The organism is Pontibacter sp. H249 (assembly GCF_037892465.1).
Lineage (GTDB): Bacteria > Bacteroidota > Bacteroidia > Cytophagales > Hymenobacteraceae > Pontibacter.
Window position 1 is genome coordinate 70,484 of sequence record NZ_JBBKTR010000018.1, and the last position, 22,895, is coordinate 93,378.

18 protein-coding genes are annotated in these 22,895 nt (G+C 44.1%); 10 read left to right on the plus strand and 8 right to left on the minus strand.

What is annotated here, in order from left to right; translation table 11 throughout:
* The first annotated feature begins 1 nt into the window (after position 1).
* Positions 2-742 (plus strand): (Fe-S)-binding protein, encoded by a 741-nt coding sequence (locus WG943_RS18395; protein WP_340411255.1) that lies wholly within the window; start codon positions 2-4, stop codon positions 740-742.
* Between the two features lie 75 nt (positions 743-817).
* On the opposite strand, the gene WG943_RS18400 is transcribed toward WG943_RS18395, so the two are convergent.
* A complete protein-coding gene (locus tag WG943_RS18400; RefSeq protein WP_340411256.1) occupies positions 818-1,513 on the minus strand; it encodes a hypothetical protein in 696 nt (231 codons plus the stop codon).
* A gap of 9 nt (positions 1,514-1,522) precedes the next feature.
* A complete protein-coding gene (locus WG943_RS18405; RefSeq protein ID WP_340411258.1) occupies positions 1,523-2,167 on the minus strand; it encodes an outer membrane beta-barrel protein in 645 nt (214 codons plus the stop codon).
* A 602-nt stretch (positions 2,168-2,769) separates the two neighbouring features.
* Between WG943_RS18405 and WG943_RS18410 the strand changes: the two genes are divergently transcribed.
* Positions 2,770-3,117, plus strand: a complete 348-nt coding sequence (locus WG943_RS18410; protein WP_340411260.1) for a hypothetical protein — start codon at positions 2,770-2,772, stop codon at positions 3,115-3,117.
* A 122-nt stretch (positions 3,118-3,239) separates the two neighbouring features.
* Here the strand turns inward: WG943_RS18410 and WG943_RS18415 are convergent, their stop codons facing one another.
* Positions 3,240-3,599: an STAS domain-containing protein gene (locus WG943_RS18415; RefSeq protein ID WP_340411262.1), complete on the minus strand. Its 360-nt coding sequence runs from the start codon at positions 3,597-3,599 to the stop codon at positions 3,240-3,242.
* A 387-nt stretch (positions 3,600-3,986) separates the two neighbouring features.
* Between WG943_RS18415 and WG943_RS18420 the strand changes: the two genes are divergently transcribed.
* A complete protein-coding gene (locus WG943_RS18420) occupies positions 3,987-4,853 on the plus strand; it encodes a pirin family protein (protein WP_340411263.1) in 867 nt (288 codons plus the stop codon).
* 63 nt (positions 4,854-4,916) lie between these two features.
* Here WG943_RS18420 and WG943_RS18425 read toward each other — a convergent pair whose 3' ends face one another.
* Complete coding sequence (locus tag WG943_RS18425; RefSeq protein ID WP_340411264.1) at positions 4,917-6,329, minus strand: MBL fold metallo-hydrolase; 1,413 nt, start codon at positions 6,327-6,329, stop codon at positions 4,917-4,919.
* Between the two features lie 291 nt (positions 6,330-6,620).
* On the opposite strand from WG943_RS18425, the gene WG943_RS18430 reads away from it, so the two are divergent.
* The 3 genes from WG943_RS18430 to WG943_RS18440 are packed head-to-tail and all read left to right on the plus strand — an operon-like array spanning position 6,621 to position 10,117.
* A complete protein-coding gene (locus tag WG943_RS18430) occupies positions 6,621-7,961 on the plus strand; it encodes a D-alanyl-D-alanine carboxypeptidase (protein ID WP_340411265.1) in 1,341 nt (446 codons plus the stop codon).
* A gap of 42 nt (positions 7,962-8,003) precedes the next feature.
* Positions 8,004-9,032, plus strand: coding sequence for a dipeptide epimerase (locus WG943_RS18435; RefSeq protein WP_340411266.1), 1,029 nt, complete (start codon positions 8,004-8,006; stop codon positions 9,030-9,032).
* A 17-nt stretch (positions 9,033-9,049) separates the two neighbouring features.
* The gene (locus WG943_RS18440; protein WP_340411267.1) at positions 9,050-10,117 is read left to right on the plus strand and encodes an aminotransferase class I/II-fold pyridoxal phosphate-dependent enzyme; all 1,068 of its coding nucleotides are present in this window, start codon (positions 9,050-9,052) and stop codon (positions 10,115-10,117) included.
* Between the two features lie 411 nt (positions 10,118-10,528).
* Here the strand turns inward: WG943_RS18440 and WG943_RS18445 are convergent, their stop codons facing one another.
* The 4 genes from WG943_RS18445 to WG943_RS18460 form a co-directional block, all read right to left on the minus strand.
* On the minus strand, positions 10,529-11,737 hold the full coding sequence (locus tag WG943_RS18445; protein WP_340411269.1) for a C40 family peptidase: 1,209 nt from the start codon (positions 11,735-11,737) through the stop codon (positions 10,529-10,531).
* A 71-nt stretch (positions 11,738-11,808) separates the two neighbouring features.
* On the minus strand, positions 11,809-13,068 hold the full coding sequence (locus tag WG943_RS18450; RefSeq protein WP_340411271.1) for a DUF819 family protein: 1,260 nt from the start codon (positions 13,066-13,068) through the stop codon (positions 11,809-11,811).
* Positions 13,069-13,507: 439 nt separating this feature from the next.
* Complete coding sequence (locus tag WG943_RS18455; RefSeq protein ID WP_340411272.1) at positions 13,508-14,581, minus strand: NADH:flavin oxidoreductase/NADH oxidase; 1,074 nt, start codon at positions 14,579-14,581, stop codon at positions 13,508-13,510.
* Between the two features lie 224 nt (positions 14,582-14,805).
* Positions 14,806-16,872: a M13 family metallopeptidase gene (locus WG943_RS18460; RefSeq protein WP_445323651.1), complete on the minus strand. Its 2,067-nt coding sequence runs from the start codon at positions 16,870-16,872 to the stop codon at positions 14,806-14,808.
* A gap of 577 nt (positions 16,873-17,449) precedes the next feature.
* Here WG943_RS18460 and WG943_RS18465 point away from each other — a divergent pair.
* From WG943_RS18465 to WG943_RS18480, 4 genes are all read left to right on the plus strand, one after another.
* A complete protein-coding gene (locus WG943_RS18465) occupies positions 17,450-20,281 on the plus strand; it encodes a glycoside hydrolase family 3 N-terminal domain-containing protein (RefSeq protein ID WP_445323652.1) in 2,832 nt (943 codons plus the stop codon).
* Between the two features lie 131 nt (positions 20,282-20,412).
* A complete protein-coding gene (locus WG943_RS18470; RefSeq protein WP_340411276.1) occupies positions 20,413-21,237 on the plus strand; it encodes a glycosyltransferase in 825 nt (274 codons plus the stop codon).
* 147 nt (positions 21,238-21,384) lie between these two features.
* Complete coding sequence (locus tag WG943_RS18475; protein ID WP_340411278.1) at positions 21,385-22,506, plus strand: glycosyltransferase; 1,122 nt, start codon at positions 21,385-21,387, stop codon at positions 22,504-22,506.
* A 24-nt stretch (positions 22,507-22,530) separates the two neighbouring features.
* Positions 22,531-22,893, plus strand: a complete 363-nt coding sequence (locus WG943_RS18480) for a hypothetical protein (RefSeq protein ID WP_340411280.1) — start codon at positions 22,531-22,533, stop codon at positions 22,891-22,893.
* The last annotated feature ends 2 nt before the right edge of the window (positions 22,894-22,895 follow it).

Below are 22,895 nucleotides of genomic sequence, written 5' to 3' on the forward strand. Positions count from 1 at the left end.
TATGGCAAAAAGAACAATAGTAGATATTTTTATACCCTGTTTTGTAGACCAACTGTTTCCCGAAACAGGTATGAACATGGTAAAAGTGCTGGAGAAAGTCGGCTGTGAAGTAAACTATAATCCAAACCAAACCTGTTGTGGACAGCCAGCCTTCAACGCTGGCTTTTTCGACGAGGCCCGGCAGGTAGCTAATAAGTTTCTAGATGATTTCTCTAACGAAACGTCGCATTATATTGTAGCGCCTTCTGCCTCTTGTGTAGGGATGGTGCGCAATGCTTACCAGGATATTTTCGTGAAATCGTCGAAGCTGGTAAAGTACAGGGCCATGCAGAAAAAAGTGTATGAGCTGACGGAGTTTCTGACGGATGTAATAGGGATTACAAATATAGAAGGAGCCACGCTACAGGGTAAATATACCTACCACGACTCGTGCAGCGCCCTGCGTGAGTGCGGTATAAAGGCCGGTCCACGTGCGTTACTAGGTAATGTGCAGGGGCTGGAGCTGATAGAAATGGAAGACAACGAGACCTGCTGCGGCTTTGGCGGTACCTTTGCCGTTAAATTCGAGGCTATCTCCACGGCCATGGCCGAGCAGAAAGTAGACAATGCCCTTGCCACCGGCGCCGACTACATTATCTCCACGGACAGTAGCTGTCTGATGCACCTGCAGGCATACATTAACAAGCAAAAGAAGCCGATTAAAACCATGCACATTGCCGATGTGCTGGCAAGTGGTTGGTAAGTATAAGCTAAAGCATAAAAAAGCCCGTGCAGCTATAAACTGCCCGGGCTTTTTTATGTGGTAAAGTATAATTACCTAAAAAAAGAAGCTTAAGCCAGCTCCAAAGGAACTGCTGGAAAAATTAAGCACAAGTGAATGTCCATCAGCAGCAGAATCGTCTAAATGGTCTCTATTATAAGCTTGATTCCTGTAATAGGCCTGATTATCCATCTTTGTATAGCTTAAAGAACCATACTTTAGGTTGAGGCTTATTTTATCAGACAAAAAGTAGGAGATGCCTGGGCTTATCGTAGCAGAAATATAATTACGTTCATGTTCGCCTACATACTCATTGGAGTAGTAGTAGGCTATGTTTTTTTGTGCAAAATCTGACGAGTAGGAATCATAACTGACATCTGCCTGCCCGGTAACTGCAAAGTTGCTCAGCAGAAATTTGTATGCCTTTGTATACACGCCAGCAGACCAACTTCTTGAATCATTATAAAATGTATTTGAAACGCCTGCATCCATAATTTTTTCGGAATTCGATTTACTTCGGTTGTATGACCCTATTAGTCCAACCTCAATATTATTTGCCACTACATAACCTATAGTAGGACTGATGTTGTAATATTTATGCTCATAAGTATAGCTGATGCTATATCTGTCACCGTTTTGCTGCGATTTATAATAGCTGATAGAGCCTGTAGTGGTCCAGTTTCCTTGCAGCACCTGAGCAAACCCTATTTGCACAAGTACAGCCATAAGTATAGTAAGTATGATTTTCTTCATGGCCTGCTGTTAACGGTTTATGTAATAACGAATACCAATGTGGGAGCTACCAGGCGAAAAAGTTAAATTGAAATTATCCCGAGTGGTTTCTGTTTCCGGAGAATTATATTTTACTTTTTCAGTAGAAGTTGTATAGCTGATACCACCCATTGCAATAGAAAAACCCAATTTCTCTGTAGCAAAAAAAGTAAGGCCAGGCGCAGCCGATACATAATATCCCGTAGTCGTTGTCAACAGCTTCTGATCCAGATCAGGATTTTTGGTTCTTTCGTGGTCAAATCCAAACCCTCCTGTGGCAGTAAAATGAAGCCTTTCAGTTATCGGAACATACTTTGTAACAAAAGGTCCTAATCCATAGCCAAAGGAGTTAATTTTATTTTTTACATCGGATCGATTATGTTGCGTGGTACTTGAACCAAAAGATAGCGTTGTTCTAAGTCCTATTTCCAAGCCATTTTTTACAAAATAACCAACCGAAGGAGACAGATTAATATTTATTCCTTTTGTGTCGTCAGAATATTCATTATTAATGTTGCTGGTAGCGTGACTACCTAGCCCCATATCGCCTCCAACAGAAATAGAGCCTTGAGTTGTTTGGGCAAAAGCCCCGACACTAATTAGTGCCAGCAAGCCAGAAAGTAAAATTTTCTTCATGTTTGTTTTCATTTAAAAGTTAAAAATGTTTTCAGAACCGAAGCAAATTCTATGCCTATATTATAATATGTTAATATTTAGTTTTAATGTAGGAATGGGTTGCGTATTTCTACTTAACAGACTTGCGGCTAAAGCTTATTTTGTGGGGTAAATGCACAATTTCCAATCTAAGCTTGCTACTTCTGCTTACTGCAAACGTAATAGGAAGAATAGGACTGGGTAGCACAGATTTTTTTGGTTGGCTAAAAATTTTGTATTACTCCTGTTTGGTGGGGAGACCGCTTGAATGGGTGCTGAAGGAGGTCTTCCTTTATACTTTCAGGCATGGAACAGCTTTCTTTTATAGAAATTTGGAATATAACATTTGCTTTAGCTTTTATAAAAATAAACAATGGGTAGCAGAATTTTTGCCTCTTAATTTCACCCAAAGTTTATTAATTATCGTTTTAGTAGTAGAAGGCTGATAATCAAAATGTTGTAATTTTTAGATCACCTAGAGGTTAGCGTAAGCAAATCTTAATTTAACAAGCCTATGAAAGGAACCACTACACTTTTATTTCGTTTATAGTGCAAGTTATTGTTAAATTAATATAGTATAAGCAATGTCTAGAGGTTATCAAAATGATCGTATGAGTTACGATCCTTATGATCAGGACTATGATTCTGGTTATAGCATGCAAACAAATGAGTACAGAGAACTGTACAACCCTTACAAGAATTCATGGCAACAGGCTGTAAAACAAAGAATGCCTAAACGTATAGTAAACAAAACAACATCAGGTAACTTTGCTGGGGCATCATCGGAGAAATATTCTGTAACCCGTACTGCCAAGCAAAACTTTTATGGTAATCTGCCAAAAGACGAGCAGCAGATTTTTGACTCAGGATACGATATTTCTCCTAGAAATACGTACGGCAATAGAACTACAGGCTATGGCCCAAGAGATTAAATACTGTGTTTGATAATTTTCCAGACATGTACTAAACTAAATCAAAAAAGCCCGGCTTGCCGGGCTTTTTTGATTTAGAGCTTTAAGAATTCCTTAAACTATAACTTTTAAAAGACTCAAGCCTATATACCATCTTGTACAAGAATTTTAATTGCCTCCTCTTCGTTTTTAGCTGTTTGAATGATTTTTTCTAACCCTAATATGGTAAAAACATTCTTTATTTTTGGTTGAAGGCCGCAGAAAGCTAACTTAGTTTTGTTTTGATTGCAGGCATGCAACGAAGAAAGTATAACTCCCAAACCTGCTGATGAAATGTATTGCAGGCCAGTGCAATCAATAAGAAGAGGCTTATCTGGCGCCTTAGTGATTGCCTCCTGCAGGGCGTCATCAGCTGCAACGGCTGTATTTGCATCGAGCTCCCCATTTAGCCTGACTGCAACAATACATTCCAGATAATTGACCTCTGCAGAGAACCTTTGCATTTTTTGTGTTGCTAATTATTAGTGTGTAATTATAGACTTACCATTTGTGCAAACTACTACTAGTATTAAAATTCTTAAGTCTTAAATATATGTACTATTTTTATATAATATATACTTTTTTGTTAAAATATTTTTATTTTAAAAATAGCATATTATAGGAGCTTTATTAATCAGATATTTAGTTTTCAGAGCTTTATATAACATAAGGTATTGTGTAGTTCTTTAACAAGTGTACACATGCTAAAGAACTACTTTGTATAAAACTACTATACAGAAAACAGGTATTCTAGCTTCTCTATAAGGTTGCTAAACTGATTTGTTTACATAGTAGTATGTGTATACGAGTTTCATTACCTATTTGCTTTAATGCAGGCACTTAAACTAATAATGAAAAACCGAACTGTTAACCGTATTCTTTACGCCGATGTGATAGACATGGGAGGCATGCCTGTGCGACAGCCATTCCCCACACAGCAGGTAGAGCAGCTGGATCCTTTTCTGCTGCTGCACCATCATATCACACACTTTCCGGAAGGCACTATTCCGAAGCTGGCAGGCGTGGCTCCGCATCCGCACCGAGGCTTCTCACCGGTAACGTTTGTATACAAAGGAGGCGTGCACCACCGCGATTCCCGTGGCAACAACAGTACGGTTTATGAAGGTGGTACCCAATGGATGAATGCAGGCATGGGTATTATTCATAGTGAACGCCCACCGGATGATATTGAAGAGAGGGGAGGCGTGCAGGAAATCATTCAGCTGTGGGTAAACCTGCCAAAGTCGCATAAGATGATGCAGCCGGAGTATATTCCTTTGCAAGCTGAAGATACACCTTTAGTGGAACTGGAAGGAGGAAAAGTAACAGTGCAGGTAGTGTCGGGTGAGTTTCGTGGTACGACCGGCCCTATCAAAACCGCCACACCTATACTTTCGCTGCGCATTTTTATGCGGGCAGGCAACAGTTATACGTTCCCAGTGCCGGAGAGCTATCAAGCTTTTTTATACTTGCTGGATGGGCAGGTAAGCTATGAGAGTTTTGGGCTTGTAGAGAGCCACCAGCTAGTTGTACTGAACACCGACGGCGACAGCTGCACCATAACGGCCAAAAAAGACACACGTGTTTTACTAATGGCTGGCAAACCGATTGGCGAGCCGATGGTATCACATGGGCCTTATGTTATGAATACCCAAACGGAGATTCTGCAAGCCATGCGCGATTATCAGCTGGGCAAGATGGGGTTCTATACAGAATAACAAAACGCAAAGAGCCTGATAATCAACTAGCAGATCATCAGGCTCTTTCGTTATGAAGTACAATTATTTTACTGTACTTGGGCAAATAAAGTTGGTTTTGGGGATATCTGTTTTAGAAATAGCACCATAACCGCCCTGCACATCTACCAGTTTTTCAAAGCCGCGTGCCCTAAGTATAGATGCCGCGATTATAGAACGGTAGCCACCGGCGCAATGGATGTAAAGTGTTTCGTCGGTTGGCAGGCTTGTAAAGTTATCGTAGATAAAATCCAGAGGTTTGCTTACCGCTGTCTCAATGTGCTCTGCCTGGAACTCGCCTGGCTTGCGCACATCAATTACGTTTATACTTGCATCTTCTGTATAATGCGCCGCAAACGCATCAGCCGGAATAGACACAATGGTATCAACTGGCTTACCGGCCTCTTTCCAGGCTACAAAACTACCCTCTAAATAGCCGATCGTGTTATCGTACCCAACTCTAGCCAGGCGTGTAACAACTTCTTCTTCACGGCCAGCGTCGGCTACAAAAAGTATAGGCTGCTTCAGGTCAAGTATAAGAGCGCCAACCCAAGGGGCAAAACCACCGTCGATGCCGATGAACAGCGAATTAGGTATAAAGCCCTGTGCAAAAGCTTGTGGCTTACGGGTATCCAGTATAAGGGCACCAGTTTCTGCGGCGGCGGCTTCAAAGGCCTCCGGTGATAATGCCTTCAGGCCCTGCTCCAGAATGTTGTTGATGCTGTTGTACCCTTCCTTATTGAGTTGCACATTAAACGGAAAGTAGTTTGGTGGTGGTGTCAGTCCGTCGGTTACTTCCTTCACGAATTCTTCTTTTGTCATGTCGGCACGCAGGGCATAGTTGTTTTTTTTCTGGTTGCCTAATGTATCAAAAGTTTCCTTGCTCATGTTCTTGCCACAGGCAGAGCCGGCTCCGTGTGCAGGGTATACCAGCACGTCATCAGCCAAAGGCATGATTTTCGTGCGCAGCGAGTCGTAGAGGTAGCCAGCCAGCTGCTCCTGCGTCAGGTCAGATTTTGCGGCCAAGTCAGGGCGGCCTACATCACCGATAAACAGCGTATCACCGGTGAAAATGGCGTATTCCTTACCGTTTTCATCTTTTAGCAAATAGGTGGTAGACTCCATCGTATGGCCCGGCGTGTGCAGTACCTGAATGGTTAAATCACCTATTTTAAGTTCTTCGCCGTCGGTGGCAATATGCGCTTCAAAGGTAGGTTGTGCATTTGGACCGAATACAATAGGTGCACCAGTTGACTTCGCCAGATCCAGGTGTCCCGACACGAAATCAGCATGAAAATGCGTCTCCAGCACATACTTTATAGTAGCTCCGTTCTCAGCGGCTTTGTCCAGGTAAGATTTTATTTCACGAAGCGGGTCTATGATGGCGGCCTCGCCGTTACTCTCGATATAATAGGCGCCTTGGGCAAGACAGCCGGTGTAAATCTGTTCTACTCTCATATCTTAATATAGGTATGTCGGGGTAAATATCAGCTTTAAAATTACAAATAATGCTGATTTATATCACCTTTAAGAACAAAGTAGGTCTAATCGAACAATAGTGACAGTATAAAGTAGTGTAGAGGATGCAGCTTTTTTCTGTTTTTATACTTTGCGCCTTGAATACAGCGGCTTACTATGTGTTTCATCTTAAGGAGGTAGGAATCAAAGTATAAAATAAGCAGCGTAAAAGCTTTGAGGATATAGTAAAATTCATTTATTTAAACTTTCTGATCAACAACCCGCAAAAACATGCAAATACGCTCGGTAAGTTTCTATCTTTTGGCTTTACTCATGCTCGTACAGGTATCCTGTGTTACACAAAAACAACCTGAACCAACAGCGGAAAAGTATGGCCCAGCAACCATTCTGCAGCGGGTGCAGGAGTCGGAGAAGAAAGTAAACCGCTTTGTTGGCTTTGCCCTCTTCGACCCTGAGCTAGGGAAAATGGTGGTGGATCATAATTCCGATAAGTACTTTGTACCGGCATCTAATACCAAATTATTTACCTTTTATGCCAGTATAAAAATGCTGGGCGATACCATTCCTGCTCTGAAGTATACCGTAAGTGGCGACTCCCTTATTTTCTGGGGCACCGGCGACCCAACGTTCACGCACATGGATTTGAAAAACTCCATTGCTTACGATTTCCTGAAGAACAGAAAAGAGAAGCTATACTACATAGAGGCACCTTTTACCAGCACGCCTTTTGCCACCAACTGGGGCTGGGACGATTATAATTACTACTACCAGCCGGAGCGCAACATCTTCCCGATACACGGCAACATCGTTAAATTTTACCGTAACGGAGCCAGCGACTACACCACCACGCCTTTATACTTTAAAGCTTCTGTGAAGGCAGACACAGCTACTTTGCAGCCGCAAAACGATTCCTTTGTGAGAGGCTGGCGCACGAACAACATCACTTATTATCCGAAAGTAGCCAAAGCCGACTTTTCCGTGGAAGTGCCTTTTATTACCTCACCAGAGACGACGGTGCAACTGCTGTCTGATACCCTGAAGCGTGAGGTAAAACTGCTGAAGCGACCAATCCCAAAAACAGCAACTACTTTACCTGGCCTGCCAGCTGACAGCGTGTATAAACGTATGCTGCAGGTAAGCGACAATTTGATGGCAGAGCAACTGATGGTATTGGCTACAGGCACCATATCAGACACACTATCCGTAGAGAAAAGTATTAAATACATGCTGAACACGCACTTGGCAGACTTACCGGATAAGCCGGTTTGGGTGGATGGATCTGGGTTATCGAGCATGAACATGTTTACGCCACGCAGCATTATTGCTTTGCTGCAGAAACTACAGCAGGAACGCCCTACCGAAAAGCTGTTGCCGATGCTGGCTGTAGGAGGCAGGCCGGGTACGTTCCGCAACATCTACAAAGCTGATGTGCCGTTTGTTTTTGGTAAGTCGGGTACTTTATCGCATGTACATAACCAAAGCGGCTACATCATTACAAAGAGTGGTAAGCTGCTACTTTACAGCTTTATGAACAACAACTTTAAAGAGTCATCCAGCGTGATCCGCGACGAAATGGTGCGCATCATGACTGAAATTCACGAGAAATACTAACCCAACTATACTTTAACCTGAACCTTCTAAACATACAATACTATGAAGTTAACGATCCGATCTTTTGCCTTGCCTTTGCGCCATACGTTTACCATATCCTACGACTCCCGCGACGAGCAGGACACCCTGATCGTGGAACTGGAGGACGGGGAGTTCAGGGGCTACGGTGAAGCTACCAGCAACCCATACTATGGCCAAACGATTGAGGGGATGACGCAAAACCTAGAGAACATCCGGGAGCAGATCGAATCGACAGAGATAACAGACCCGGCTGCCTTCTGGGAGCAGGTGCGTCCGGCGCTGCAGCACAGCTCTTTTACCCAATGCGCTTTAGATGAGGCTGTGCATGACCTATACGGCAAGAAGATGGGCAAGCCGCTGTACCAGCTCTGGAACCTTGATCCTAAAAATGCCCCGATTTCGAACTATACCATCGGGATAGATTCTATTGAGAAGATGGTGCAGAAGATGAAGGAAATGCCGTGGCCGATCTATAAAATTAAATTAGGTACAAAAGAAGACCTGGAGATTGTGCGTGAGCTGCGCAAGCACACCGATGCTGTTTTCAGGGTAGATGCCAACTGCGCCTGGGGCGTGGATGAAACTATAAACAATGCTGTAGAGCTGAAAAAACTAGGGGTACAGTTTATTGAGCAACCCATGAAAGCCGATAATATGGAAGGTATGAAAGAAGTGTACAAGCACTCTGTACTTCCGCTTATCGCTGACGAAAGCTGTATAGTAGAGGCCGATGTTGCCCAATGCCATAACCTCTTCCATGGCGTAAATATCAAGCTGACCAAATGTGGTGGTGTAACGCCAGCAATCCGCATGATCAAAGAGGCACGTGAGTTGGGTATGAAAGTGATGATCGGTTGTATGACGGAGTCATCGGTAGGTATTTCTGCTATTGGCCACCTGGCACCAATGCTGGACTACGTAGATATGGACGGAGCCCTGCTGTTAAGAGAAGATATTGCTACAGGCGTGGTGGTAACAGAAACTGGCCTGGTGTATCCGAAAGAAAAAGGTACAGGTGCACAGCTGCTTCCGCAACTGATAGAGGCTTAAAAGTATAAAGTATAGCTATGGCTGTGGTAGAAGCACTTACCGGAAGAACCGTTGTAGCAGACGGAAAAGAACTGCTATACTTTAGCGGTACTTCTTACCTGGGCATGTGCAAAAACAGCCAGTTGGAAGCCTTGATATACGAGGGCAGTAAAAGCTACGGCACCACCTACTCCAGTTCCAGAAACTCGAACCTGAAACTGGCTGTATACGACGAGGCCGAAGATATGCTGGCCGCTTTGGCAGGAGCCGAAGCGGCCCTTACTTTTTCGTCGGGTTACCTGGCGGGGCAGGCACTTATCCGTACCATTGCCAAAGGCCAAACCTTTATTTACGCCCCGGATGCACACCCTGCTGTCTGGCGCACCGCCGCCGATGCCAATCACCAGGATTATACTTCGTGGGTAGCATCTTTGCCCGAAAGTATAAAGCATAGCAGGGGAGAAGTGGTGCTGGTGATGAACTCTGTAGATCCGCTCAGGGCCAAGAAGTATGATTTCAGCTGGGTTTCTCAACTGCCTACCAACCGTAACATTACACTTGTTGTGGACGACTCTCATGGGTTTGGTTTACTAGGAGACAACGGAGCGGGCGTTTATCCTGCTCTGAAAAAGCTGGCAAAGCTTAATGTAGAGCTGATCGTAGTAGCCTCTATGGGAAAGGCATTAGGTATAGCTGGTGGTGTGGTACTGGGGCCTTCTAGTAGAATTAATTCACTTCGGAAGTCGCCATACTTTGTAGGAGGTTCTCCTGCGCCGCCTGCCTATCTGTATGCCTTTGTGCATGCCCAGGATACCTTTGCACAGGCCAGGCAACAGCTGGAGCGTAATGTGCTGCAGTTTCAGCAACTGGTAAGTGGTTGCGGCTTTTTCGACTGCTTTGATTCATATCCGGTCTTCTACACGAAAGAGCACAGTTTATACTATGCGTTAGAAGAAGATGTCATTATATCCTGCTTCTCTTATCCCGACCCCGAAAGTGAGCCTATAACACGTGTGGTGCTTAACAGCCTGCATACTTCGGAGGATATCGCTTTTCTGGCTGCTAAAATTGAGAAGTATAGAGTGGGGGAGAAGTTGGTCAGGTAAGTATGATTATCATATAGTAGCCTGCTGTTCTAGACTTCCTGGTTCAGAACCAATTTTCCGGGAACACCCTTTTCTCTATTTCTGTAGTAGCGTATCCAACCTCCTTTACCCCCTCAGAGCTAGGCTCGCTACCTTTTAACTTGCGTTCTCGGTAGTCTAAGATGGGGGAATTTGCTACTCCTTTAGCAAAAGTATAAATTCTGTTGTTGCCGCTTAATCTCCCTTCTACCAAGACCCTACTAGGATGACAAAAAGATAAGAAAGCAGCTACTGTGAGGGCAGATGAAAGAGTAAATAAAATTCCCCGCCTTAGCTAAGGAGGGGCTAGGGGTGGTTAGCTACGGTACTGCTAAAACAAAAATCCCCTGTCGTTCACCAACAGGGGATTTTTCTATACTTGATACTTTCGTCTTATTCGTAAATAGAACTTGCACGCAGGTCCAGCAGTTCAGGACCTGGAGTAGGGCGTTTTGTTCTGAGGTAACGGTTATTCTCGAACTCATCCCAGTTGGGTGAAGATGGGTTCATGCTACTGATTTTTACGCGGCCAGCAGAGTGGATAAACTCTTTATCACCACCGATCCACATGCCCACGTGTACTATACGCTCTGGCTTACCGTCTTTTGCAGGCACCCCAAAGAACAGCAGGTCGCCAGGTTTCAGATTATCCCAGTTCTTATCGGTATCAATTAACTCACCTACGTTTACCTGCTGCGAAGCGTCGCGAGGCAATACAATACCGTTCATGAAGTATACTGTTTTGGTAAAGCCACTGCAGTCTACCCCTTTAAAAGAAGTACCTCCCCATAAGTATGGAAGTCCCATCAGACGCTTGCTCGTTGCTACCAGGTTTTTCTCGTTTGGCTGGCGGCTCGTGATCCATTCTTTGTAAGGAGCAGCCTCAGATGTAGCAATAAAACCTGAACGGCCATCTGGGAAGCTAACTTCGTAGAAATCCTTAGACTTGCCTTTTACAACCATCACATCACCATATACTAGGTCAGATACTGTTGCGCCCTGCTTGTCTTTAGAATCAAAAGCAAAACCGTAAGGGTTGGTGTATATCAGCTTTTCGCCCTTCTGCCATGCATCAATCTCAGCTTTGGTCATCAGTTTAACACCGGCACGGTCTACCCAAGCCAGGTAGTGGTCAGGGGTCTGTACCAAATACCAGCCGTCCTGTGCTTTCCATACTTTAAGCGGAGTTCCCATCATAGCCTGTGTCGCCAGTTCAGCAGGGTGCTTTGGCTGTGAGCGCAGGTTAGCTACAGACAGGGTAACTACTGCATAGTTTTTGCCCTCCAGCTGAGCCTCCGGCAGTACCTGGATGCTATCGGTGTAGGAGAGTCCTGCAGCATTTAATTTACTTAAAAGAGCAGCTTTAGCCTCCGGAACGATGGTCTCGCCCACCAGCACGCCGTTTTCTTTGGCTTTTACATCAAACAGCACCGTACGCTTATCCGGTGCAAACTGCTTTCTTACCTCTTCTACGTGGGTAGCAAGCTGAGATGGAGCAGCGGCTGCAGTAGGAGTTGCAGTAGCAGCCGTATCCACAGTGGTTTTAGTGGAAGTACAGGCAAACAGGGAGCCGAGTAAAAGTATAGGAAGAATTCTTCTCATAGTGATTAGAAGTTAAGGTTAATTAACTGGTGTTTCAAGCTTATAACTAATTTAAACAAATTTTAATTCTATTACGGTGCAACCATTTGCATCATCAGCCCCGAAATGTAAGCGCCATAGGTGCCAACAGCATAACCAAGTATAGATAAAAGTACACCAACCGGTGCAAGTGCCGGATGGAAAGCTGCCGCCACAATAGGAGCAGAAGCAGCGCCACCCACGTTAGCTTGGCTACCAACAGCCAGGAAGAAGAACGGTGCTCTTACCAGCTTACCAATGATAAATAGAAGCAACATGTGTACCATAATCCAGATGATACCCACTAGGAACAATCCTGGTTGACTTACAATGGCCGTAATATCCATCTGCATACCAATAGTGGCCACCAGTATATACAGGAACAGGCTGCCAATGCGCGTTGCACCAACACCTTCCAGGTTGCGGGCTTTTGTAAAAGAAAGAAACACGCCAAGCGTAGTCGCAATTACTACGATCCAGAAAAAGCCGGAGGTAAGGCTGAACTTATCCAGGTAAGGTGCATTCATTTCGATCCAGGGCGCAATAATATCAGCAAAAAAGTGCGCAATACCTGTTATGCCTAATCCCACACCGGCAATCATGGCTGTATCCGACAGGTTTGGGATCTTCATGATGCTGAGCCTGTGCTTCTCGATCTTTTCTTTCAGGTCATTTACAGCGGTGCTGTCTGCTTTAAAGAATTTATCCACTTTCTCACTGTAGCCAGCTCCGAATAGCAGAACTGCCATCCATACATTAGCCACAATCACATCCACGGCTATCACGGCAGAGAACAGGTTCGGGTCAGGCTGAAACACTTCGAACATAGCCAACTGGTTTGCACCACCGCCTATCCAACTGCCGGCAATGGTAGAAAGGCCACGCCAAACAGCCATTGGTCCTTCTCCATCTACAATGTCCGGGGCAAACGTAGATACAATAAGTATAGCCAGCGGACCACCGATCATAATACCCACAGTCCCCGTTAAAAACATCAGACCAGCTTTGTGACGCAGCTTCCAGATCTCTTTCAGGTCGAGGCTGAGGGTAAACAGTACCAAACTGGCCGGCAGCAGGTAACGCGAAGCCATGTTGTACAAGCTGGATTGCTCACCGGAGATGATGTTGAAGGAGTTCAGTAAACTTGGTATAAGATAACAAAGCAATACCGATGGCACTACTGAGTAAAACTTCTTAAAGAAAGGGTGGTTACTGGATGATGTTCTGAAAACGAATGCCAGGATCACAACCAGGATGCCTAAAACAACGGCATCGTTGGTAATTAAGGGTGCTGGCGAAGAGACTTGCTCCATGCAGATGTAGTAGTAGTTAGTGTTTAGTTTGGTTAGTGCAACAATTTGCCGAGATCAATTTCTTTCTGACCAAATGCTGCAACACTAAACTACATCAATTTTATCAGTTTTACCAAGTAGAGGGCATAGATGTTAATTAGTTTATACTTGTGAGTCGATGCTAGTCGTGTTTATCTATCATTAAAAGTATAAATTTCTCCATTCGTCACCTTTAATTAGGTCTAATACCATCTGCTTAGGTACAACTTTAAGATTGATTCATGCCGCCCCTATTCAGCGTATCTCACTAAAACAGATCGGCATTAGCTGATCCTGTCACTTTAAGCAAAGCGAGAAAACTTGAGAATTTACAGTTCCGCAATACTCCAGATTTCTCATTGCATTCGAAATGACAAACTCATTTAAATTTGCCTTTACGGCAGCTTTATGCAAATTATACTTATACTTTGCGTGGCTTTGCCCTATCGTACTGCGGTGGCCATGTATGCTCGTATCCCAGTTCTAAGGCAGCGTGCATCGGAAAGTATGGATCTCTCAGTAACTCTCTTGCCAATAATACTAAATCTGCCTGGCCGTTTGTAATAATCGACTCTGCTTCCTGAGCGGTGGTGATCATACCAACAGCGCCTGTCATCATGCCTGTTTCTTTTTTTATACTTTCAGCGAACTCCACCTGATATAAAGGCCCAACAGGAATTTTAGCAGCTGGTACGTTGCCGCCTGTAGAGCAGTCAATCAAGTCAACACCGCGCTGTTGCAGCACTCTAGCCAACTCCACAGAGTCATCGCTGGTCCAACCGCCTTCAGTCCAGTCGGTAGCGGAGATACGCACGATAAGCGGGTAATCGTCAGGCCACACTTCTTTTATACTTTCTGTTACTTCTAGCAACAGGCGAATGCGGTTATCAAAGGATCCGCCGTATTCATCAGTTCGTTTGTTACTGAGCGGGGAGTAGAACTCGTGTAGTAAGTAGCCATGTGCGGCATGTACCTCTACTACCTTAAAACCAGCCTCTAAAGATCTTACAGCAGCTTTTCTAAAGTCAGAGATCAGTTTTTGTATACCTTCCTTATCGAGTGCCAGGGGAGCAGGTTCTGCATCTGAGAAAGGTATGGCGCTTGGTGCAACTGTTTGCCATCCACCTTCTGAGGGAGTTAAAGCTTTAGCTCCCTTCCACGGACTGCTGTGGCTGGCTTTTCTGCCAGCATGAGCCATTTGCACACCCGGAATGGCTCCCTGCGATTCGATAAAAGCATTGATGCGCTGCCACATCGGAATATGCTCGTCTTTCCATAAGCCAGTGTCATCAGGTGTAATTCTACCCTCAGGCGAAACAGCTGTAGCTTCTGCTATGACTAGTCCTGCACCACCTACTGCACGACTGCCAAGGTGCACCAAATGCCAGTCGTTGGCAAAGCCATCCTGGCTGGAGTACTGGCACATCGGCGATACGGCAATTCTATTTTTAAGCGTAATACTCTTTACAGTAAGAGGAGAAAATAGATTCGGCATTTATACTTTGTATTTTAGTCTTAAGTGTTTAAAACTATAAATACATCAGAAGGTTTTAGGATAATCAGTTGTCATTTCAAACGCTAGTAATAAATCTGACATATTTCAGGTTCATGAAATGCTCCAGATTTCTCGCTGGGCTCGAAATAACAGGTAGTATAAAAAAAGCCGCTCAAACTAATGTCTGAGCGGCTTTCCAAGATATAGATTCTATCCGGTTATACTTACCAGATTCTGATTCTTTCTTCCGGAGCTTTATACAGCTTATCTCCCGGCTTCACATCAAATGCCTCATACCAGGCATCCATGTTCACTAGCGGTCCAACGGTTCTGAACTGGCCAGGTGAGTGTGTATCAGTAATGATTTGCTGGGCAGCTGCCTCTGGCAAAATGTTACCTCTCCATACTTGTGCCCACGACAGGAAGAAACGCTGATCAGGAGTAAAGCCATCAATTTTCTCGTTAGACTGGCCCTGCTTCGTCATTTTAAAGGCTTCGTAAGCACCTGCAAGTCCACCAAGGTCACCAATGTTCTCACCTAAAGTAAGCTGACCATTTACATGAACAGTATCTAATACAGTATAAGCATCATACTGCTCTTTCAGCAACTTTGCTTTTGCTTTAAACTTTGCAAGGTCTTCAGGCTGCCACCAGTTGCGCAACGTACCGTCTTTGTCGTACTGGCTACCAGAGTCATCAAAACCATGAGATATCTCGTGACCGATTACTGCACCAATACCACCGTAGTTTACCGCATCATCCGCATTCGGATCGAAGAACGGGAACTGCAGGATACCTGCCGGGAATACGATCTCATTCATCACTGGGCTGTAGTATGCGTTTACTGTCGGAGGTGTCATGCCCCAACGCTCACGGTCTACTGGCTTACCTAGCTGGCTCACCATTTTGTTGTAGCCCCACTCACCAGAGTTGCGCACATTCGCAAAGAAAGTATTACGAGAGATATCTAAGCCCTCATACGTTTCCCACTTATCCGGGTACCCTACTTTTGGACGGAAGGCATGTAGTTTAGCAAGCGCTTTCTCTTTTGTTTCAGCACTCATCCAATCCAGACCGTTGATACGAATCTCATAAGCCTTGATCAGGTTAGCGATCATCTCGTTCATACGAGCTTTTGCTTCTGGCTTAAAGTGCTTTTGCACATACAGTTGGCCTAGCAATTCACCGATTGTACCGTCAGTTAACTGCGACATGCGCTGCCAACGTGGCGTTTGTACTTTCTGGCCTGTTAGAGCTTGTGTAAAGGCAAAGTTAGCATTTGTGAAATCAGAGCTAAGGTATGGCGCAGATGACTTCAGCACGTTCCACTGCAGGTACGTAGCCCAGTCTTTAGCAGGTACGCTTTTCAGCATGCCGTCCAGCTCTACAAAGAACTTAGGGTTGTTTACAAGTATAGTGTCCTGGCCGTTCACTTTCATCTTAGCCATCAACGCTTTCCAATCCATGTTCGGAGTGGTTTTGCTGAAGTCGGCAACAGAGAATTTGTTGTACGTTTTATATGGGTCGCGCATCTCTACACGAGCCATCTGTGCAGCTGCCAGCTTTTTCTCCAGGTTAAAGATAGTCTCAGCGTTTGCTTGAGCTTTAGCCTGAGATTCACCTGTTAAAGTAAACAGGGTAGTTATATATGTTTTATAAGCGTCCTGAATCTTTTTGCTGCGGGCATCATCTTTCAGGTAGTAGTCGCGGTCAGGTAAAGTTGTACCGCCCTGGCTAAGCTGAGGCACCATGTTGTTCGGGTTCTTGCGGTCCTGGCCAACATAGAAACCATACATCGGAGAACCTGCTCCTGATGTTCTCAGGTAAGTTACCTCGTTCAGTAAACCGTTTACGTCTTTAACCTTACCGGTACGCTTCAGGTCTTTTTTGATAGGCTTGTATCCCAGTTTCTCGATAGCAGCACTATCCATGGCAGCTGCATAAAAATCGCCTACACGCTTGTTCACAGATCCAGTTGCTGCGTTTTTGTCAGCTGCTGCCTCGTTCAGGATATCTTTTACAGCCTTGATGTTAAAGTCGCGCAGCAGGTTAAAGCTACCCCAGCGGGTTTCCTTTGCCGGAACCGGGTTGTTTTTAACCCATACACCACCAGCGTAAGTATAAAAGTCATCGCCTGGCTTAACAGACAGGTCCATGTTGGCTTTATCGATAAAGGTATTTTTGGTGCCATTGTTTGGGTTATACTGTGCAGAGGCTTCTGCGGCAGTAAACATGGCTGCTCCAAAAAGTAAAATACGAAGGTGGTTTTTCCAGTTCTTCTTACTTTTCATAGAATTCAAATTTGTCATTTAGTTATTAGTAGTCGGTTTAGTTTTAAGAAAATGTAGATTAATTTATATGCCTCTGGCGTTTGTCGTTGTAACTACAAAAGCACGGCTAAATGTAATAGTTTATGCTGAATTAGCAGTTAAATTTTATAGGCTATATAAGCTTAGTTGTTACTGCCTTAGAGTGGTTTAAAATATAAAGGTTTAATCTATTGAATTATACTATGCAACTATCAGACCAGCCCAAGGGTTCCTTTTAAGTATAGGGAGGAGCTTTTGTTTTTCTTACAGTATACACAGTCAGTTATGCTTATTTTTCTTCCATCTATACTTTTTACCTTAATTTTGCTTTTACTGTATACATACTAAATACTTGATACTAAACCACCTGTTCGTCTTGAAAAAACATACTTTATCGCTTTTGCTAACTATACTATGGATGTTTTTTGTCCTGCAGGCTGATGCGCAGCGAAGTCGCTCCGGTACAAAAAACACTGTACAAAAAACTGCTTTGCCTTATGATCAAACCAGAGACCCCGATTTTCTGGCTTGGCAACAATCCAGGTGGGTAGACTCTGTGATGAGCACCCTGACGCCGGAAGAACGTATTGCGCAGCTGATTATGATCCCGGTATACTCTAACCGCGACCAGGCGCACATCGACTCTATTAGCAATTTAATTACTACTTATAAAGTAGGCGGCTTGATATTTTTCCAAGGCGGTCCGGTGAGGCAGGCACAGATGACAAACCGATACCAGCAGGAAAGCAAGGTGCCGTTGATGGTAACTATAGATGCTGAGTGGGGACTTGCCATGCGTCTGGATAGTACCATTCGCTTTCCGTACCAGATGTCTTTGGGAGGGATAGAGAATGAGCAGTTGATTTACGAGATGGGGGCAGAGATTGCCCGTCAGTGCAAGCGCCTGGGCATACACGTTAACTTTGCGCCGGTGGTGGATGTGAACAACAATGCCAACAACCCTGTGATCGGTTTCCGGGCTTTCGGCGAAGACAAGTATAACGTTACCCGCAAGGCTATGGCCTATATGAAAGGTATGCAGGACCAGCGTGTGCTGGCAAACGCCAAGCACTTCCCCGGCCATGGCGATACCAATGTAGACTCACACGCAGACTTACCAATCCTTAACTTCTCCCGCATCAGGCTAGATTCTGTAGAGCTGTACCCGTTTCGGGAATTGATGGAAAATGGATTAGGAAGCTTGATGGTGGCGCACATGAACATTCCGGTGCTGGATAATACACCGAACCTGGCATCTACTTTATCCGAGCGCATTGTAATGGACCTGCTAAAGAAGGAATTAAAGTATAAAGGCCTGGTGTTTACCGATGCCTTGAACATGCAGGGCGTGGCAAAATTCTATCCTCCGGGCATAGTAGATGTAAAGGCTTTGCTTGCCGGCAACGATGTGCTGCTGAACACCATGGATGTAAAAACCACCATTGAGGAAATCAAAAAAGCCATACAGAACGGAGAGATAACCCAGGCAGAAATTGATGCCCGGGTACGTAAGTTACTGGCCGCCAAGCAATGGGTAGGACTCGACAAGTATAAGCCTATCGAAACTGAAAACCTGATCGAGGACCTGAACAACCCTTACGCTAAAAATCTGAGCCGCCAGTTAACAGAAGCTTCGCTCACGCTGCTGCGCAATAAGGGAAACATACTTCCGCTAAATTACCTGGATACCCTACGCATTGCTGCCCTTGCCATAGGCACATATACCGAAACAGACTTTCAGAGAAACCTGGCACGCTACACGAAAGTAGATACTTTTTTTCTGAAGCCAACTGCTACCCTGGCAGAGCTCCAGCAGCTGAAGGACCAGCTGGCAAAGTATAACCTGATTGTAGCGGGAGTGCACAAACTGCAGTTAAAAGCCGGCGGCAGCAACTTCGGCATCACTGCCGAAATGAACTTCTTCCTGAAAGACCTGATTCGCAGCCAAAAAACAATCGTGAGTGTGTTTGGCAATGTATACAGCTTGGCTAAAATAGAGAGTCTAGATAAGGCCGATGCCGTTATTGCCGCTTACCAGGAGTCGCCGGAAACGCAGGATATTGCATCACAGCTGATCTTTGGTGGCATAAGTGCTAAAGGTAAGTTGCCTATTGCCGTATCCAATGCCTTTAATTTAAACGATGGTTTGATAACGCATGGCGGCATACGGCTGGCGTATAGTATGGCGGAGGCGGTTGGCCTGAAGTCGGAGCATTTTGCAGGAATAGACTCTTTAGTAGCACAAGCTATACAGGAAAAAGCTACTCCTGGGGCACAGGTGCTGGTGGCAAAAGACGGTAAGGTGATCTATCATAAATCCTTCGGCTACCATACGTACGACAACGAAGCGCCTGTAAAAAATACCGACATCTACGACCTGGCATCTGTAACTAAGATCAGTACCTCAATGGCTGCTTTCATGAAGCTGAAAGGGGAGGGCAGGTTTAATGTAGACAACACGCTTGGTGCATACTTACCCATGGTACAGGGCACAGACCTTCAGAACCTGAAGTATAGAGACATCCTCACGCACCAGGCCCGCCTGTATGCCTGGATACCTTTCTGGAAGGAGACGGTGAAGAAGAACGGCAAATTTAAGTGGCGCACCTTTAACGAAGATTCCACTGCACGATTCCCTTTTAGAGTAGCCGATAACCTTTACATGCACCGCAAGTACCACAAGAAGATCTATGAAAGTATAGTGGAGTACCCGCTAAACGAGAAGCCGGGTTACGTGTACAGCGACCTGTCGTTTATACTTGCTCCGAAGGTGATCGAGAACATTACTGGTGAGGATTTCCAGACGTACCTGCAGGAAAACTTCTACGAGTCGCTTGGCGCTACCACGTTAACCTTTAACCCTTACACCAAATACCCAAGATCACGCATTGTGCCTACAGAGTTTGACCCACACTTCAGGAAAAGCCTGTTGCATGGCACCGTGAATGATGAGGGCGCCGCCATGTTAGGTGGTGTGAGCGGCCACGCCGGTTTGTTTGGTACCGCCAACGATCTAGCCAAGCTGATGCAGATGTACCTGAACGATGGAGTGTATGGCTACAAACGCTACATAGCGGATGGGGTGGTAGAGGAGTTTAGCAAGAGCCAGTTCTGCGATCAGGGTAACTACCGCGCCCTCGGCTTCGACAGGCCTGCCAAACCCGGTGAGCAGAACAGCAACGCAGCCCCGTCGGCACCTGTAGAAAGTTTTGGACACTCTGGCTTTACAGGCACTTATACTTGGGTAGATCCTGTGAATAATTTAGTATATGTGTTTTTGTCTAACCGAGTAAACCCAAGCCGAGATAACCCGAAACTAAGCAAGTTGAACACTCGCACCAAAGTGCTACAGGTGGTGTATGATGCTATTAAGAAGAGTAAGAATCAGTAAATAATATGTGCAATCATTACTATTTTGAGGTTATTCTCTTTTTACAAAAGTATTGATGTGCTTCCGCTACAATTATTATACTTTTGAGTATTGGTTTTACGCCTTCTGTGCGTATGATTTAGGCTGTAATAATGGATAATATAACACAGGAGGTACTTGATGTATGTGTGCTTGTACCATACTATAATAACATTGAAGGATTAAGAAAATCGCTGAATAGTATTGAGTATCATACTGGTAAGTTCTTGGTTTTAGTCGTTGACGATGGTAGCAATACACCTCTTACTAAAGCAGAAGCGATGAGAGGTGTCAATCACCCCGTCCCTTTGCACATCATAAAGTGCAGTGTAAATGGAGGTATCACGAAGGCTATGAACACAGGCCTTCGTTGGATTCAAAAGAATTTGAAGGTTAAATACATAGCTCGCTTAGATTGTGGAGATGTTTGTCGATCTGATCGGTTTTATAAACAAGTTGAGTTCTTGTATGCAAATACCGAAACAGGTCTTCTAGGCTGTTGGTGCAAATTTGAGACAGAAGATGGAACTTTGTCTTATAACTATACGACTCCAACTGACCATCAACAGATTTTAAAGGAAATGCACCTGAGAAACGTGTTCATTCATCCGGGAGTAATATTCAGAAGCGAGCTAATTGAAAGTGTAGGGTCGTATCCTGAAGGGTATGAATATGTAGAGGATTATGCCTTTTTCTGGAATATACTTAATGTCTCTAAAGGGGCAGTTATAGCTGATTTTCTAGTAACCTGTGAAATAAACAAAGGAGGTATTTCTATTTCGAAACGAAAACTTCAGTTATTGGCCCGGAAAAGAATTGTGAAAGTGTTCGGAACAAACTATCTTATGAAGCAACTTGGTATTGCTAAGCTCCGTCTACTTCTTCTTATTCCTTACAACTTTATTCTCAAAACGAAGGCTCTGATAACCAAATATTAAACTATTCCGATTTTCCTTTTAGTAAGGAAAATAATAAGGTAAATAACTACATATTCATTTGTTATATAAGAGTATATTATATTAACTTTGTGGAGTTTTGTATAGGGCATGATATGCCCTATAAGATTGCTCTGAATAAACAAACTTATGATTATTGTACACGTTGTTGAACCTTTCGCTGCCGGAGTTTCGGTTTTTGTACGCTCTCTTACGGAATCTATGCCAGATGAGTTGCATATTGTTGTTCACGGCGAACGAAAGAAAGAGGTATCAGCAGCGGCAGTAAAAAATACCTTTCCCAAAAATAATGTCCGTTTTATTCGCTGGCAATCAGCGCAAAGGTCTATACACCCTCTAAAGGACTTCCTGGCATTAGCTGAGCTTTATAAAATTTTAAGAAGGTTAAAACGCAAAAACCTGGTAGATGCTGTTCATTTACATTCATCTAAAAGCGGTTTCTTAGGAAGAATTGCTTGTAGGATGGCAGGTATTGAAAAGGTTGTTTATACTCCCAACGGAGCGCCCTTTTTATCAGGAGGCAGTTCTATTGCTAACTTTTTTTATCAGCAGATCGAGAAATTTGGAAATAGGATAGGAGGGGAGGTTGTATGCTGTTCGGCCTCTGAACAAAAAGTGTACGGCAAACTTGGTGTGCGTTCAGTTTATGTCAATAATGGTATATCAGTAAAAAGTTTTAATCAGCCTGCGGTCAAAAAAGAAAATGATGTCTTCACTGTCATAACTACAGGTCGGATTGAAAACCAGAAAAACCCAGCCCTTTTTAATGAGATTGCTTCCTATTTTGAAGAGTTTAAACAGTTTAGGTTTATTTGGGCGGGAGATGGACAGGAGAAGCACCTGTTAACCTCTCAAAACATTCAAGTCACAGGTTGGGTCTCTTCAGAAGAAATTAAGAGGCTCGTAGTACAGGCTGATGTGTATTTATCAACTTCCATCTTCGAGGGACTTTCTTTTGGCGTGCTTGAGGCCTTAGCTTTAAACAAGCCGGTACTTCTCAGTGAATGCGTGGGTAATAAGGATGTCGTTAAAAAAGGTATCAACGGCGATATATTTACAAATAAAACCGAAGCCATTGTTAAGATCTTAAGTTATTTTAACAATAGAGATATGGTAGATGTGATGGGCCAGCACTCCAGGGACATTTGTAAATCAGAATTTGATATGTTCCAGAACTTCCTAGACTACAAACGCATTTATCAGACAAAGCGATCTACCCCGGATCACGAAACATTACAAGCAGCAATTTAATTTAGTACCCTTTTAGTATACCGTATGGGCGAACCTTTACTCCTACCCAAAGATGAACCGCACCCTTTTTACTTAGAAGCCATTCATCAATCTTTAGAAGTTATTCAAGATCAGTTGCTTAATGAAGTTAAAATAAAGCATGAGGCTATGCAGCTTCTTGTAGAACGTTTAGCTAAGCTTGAAAATATTATTGATCAGCGTGATCAGAAAATCACAGAGTTGTACGCTGAGCTGGAAACTAACAGGCGACTTACTGAAGGTAATAGGCAAATTGTAAATAAGTTGCTAAATGATATTGATCGTTTGCAGCAGGATATTGATTGGTATAAGCGCACATATGAAAGTAGGAGTTTCATTGGTACTTTAAAAGAAAAAATTTTGCGTTAAAA

Bases quoted from the DNA above. Each gene is read 5' to 3' on its own strand.
- WG943_RS18475 (WP_340411278.1), top strand. From the start codon at position 21,385: ATGATTATTGTACACGTTGTTGAACCTTTCGCTGCCGGAGTTTCGGTT.
- WG943_RS18455 (WP_340411272.1), bottom strand. From the start codon at position 14,581: ATGCCGAATCTATTTTCTCCTCTTACTGTAAAGAGTATTACGCTTAAA.
- WG943_RS18425 (WP_340411264.1), bottom strand. From the start codon at position 6,329: ATGAGAGTAGAACAGATTTACACCGGCTGTCTTGCCCAAGGCGCCTAT.
- WG943_RS18415 (WP_340411262.1), bottom strand. From the start codon at position 3,599: ATGCAAAGGTTCTCTGCAGAGGTCAATTATCTGGAATGTATTGTTGCA.
- WG943_RS18460 (WP_445323651.1), bottom strand. From the start codon at position 16,872: ATGAAAAGTAAGAAGAACTGGAAAAACCACCTTCGTATTTTACTTTTT.
- WG943_RS18420 (WP_340411263.1), top strand. From the start codon at position 3,987: ATGAAAAACCGAACTGTTAACCGTATTCTTTACGCCGATGTGATAGAC.
- WG943_RS18440 (WP_340411267.1), top strand. From the start codon at position 9,050: ATGGCTGTGGTAGAAGCACTTACCGGAAGAACCGTTGTAGCAGACGGA.
- WG943_RS18450 (WP_340411271.1), bottom strand. From the start codon at position 13,068: ATGGAGCAAGTCTCTTCGCCAGCACCCTTAATTACCAACGATGCCGTT.
- WG943_RS18445 (WP_340411269.1), bottom strand. From the start codon at position 11,737: ATGAGAAGAATTCTTCCTATACTTTTACTCGGCTCCCTGTTTGCCTGT.
- WG943_RS18430 (WP_340411265.1), top strand. From the start codon at position 6,621: ATGCAAATACGCTCGGTAAGTTTCTATCTTTTGGCTTTACTCATGCTC.
- WG943_RS18395 (WP_340411255.1), top strand. From the start codon at position 2: ATGGCAAAAAGAACAATAGTAGATATTTTTATACCCTGTTTTGTAGAC.
- WG943_RS18480 (WP_340411280.1), top strand. From the start codon at position 22,531: ATGGGCGAACCTTTACTCCTACCCAAAGATGAACCGCACCCTTTTTAC.
- WG943_RS18400 (WP_340411256.1), bottom strand. From the start codon at position 1,513: ATGAAGAAAATCATACTTACTATACTTATGGCTGTACTTGTGCAAATA.
- WG943_RS18405 (WP_340411258.1), bottom strand. From the start codon at position 2,167: ATGAAGAAAATTTTACTTTCTGGCTTGCTGGCACTAATTAGTGTCGGG.
- WG943_RS18470 (WP_340411276.1), top strand. From the start codon at position 20,413: ATGGATAATATAACACAGGAGGTACTTGATGTATGTGTGCTTGTACCA.
- WG943_RS18435 (WP_340411266.1), top strand. From the start codon at position 8,004: ATGAAGTTAACGATCCGATCTTTTGCCTTGCCTTTGCGCCATACGTTT.
- WG943_RS18465 (WP_445323652.1), top strand. From the start codon at position 17,450: ATGAGCACCCTGACGCCGGAAGAACGTATTGCGCAGCTGATTATGATC.
- WG943_RS18410 (WP_340411260.1), top strand. From the start codon at position 2,770: ATGTCTAGAGGTTATCAAAATGATCGTATGAGTTACGATCCTTATGAT.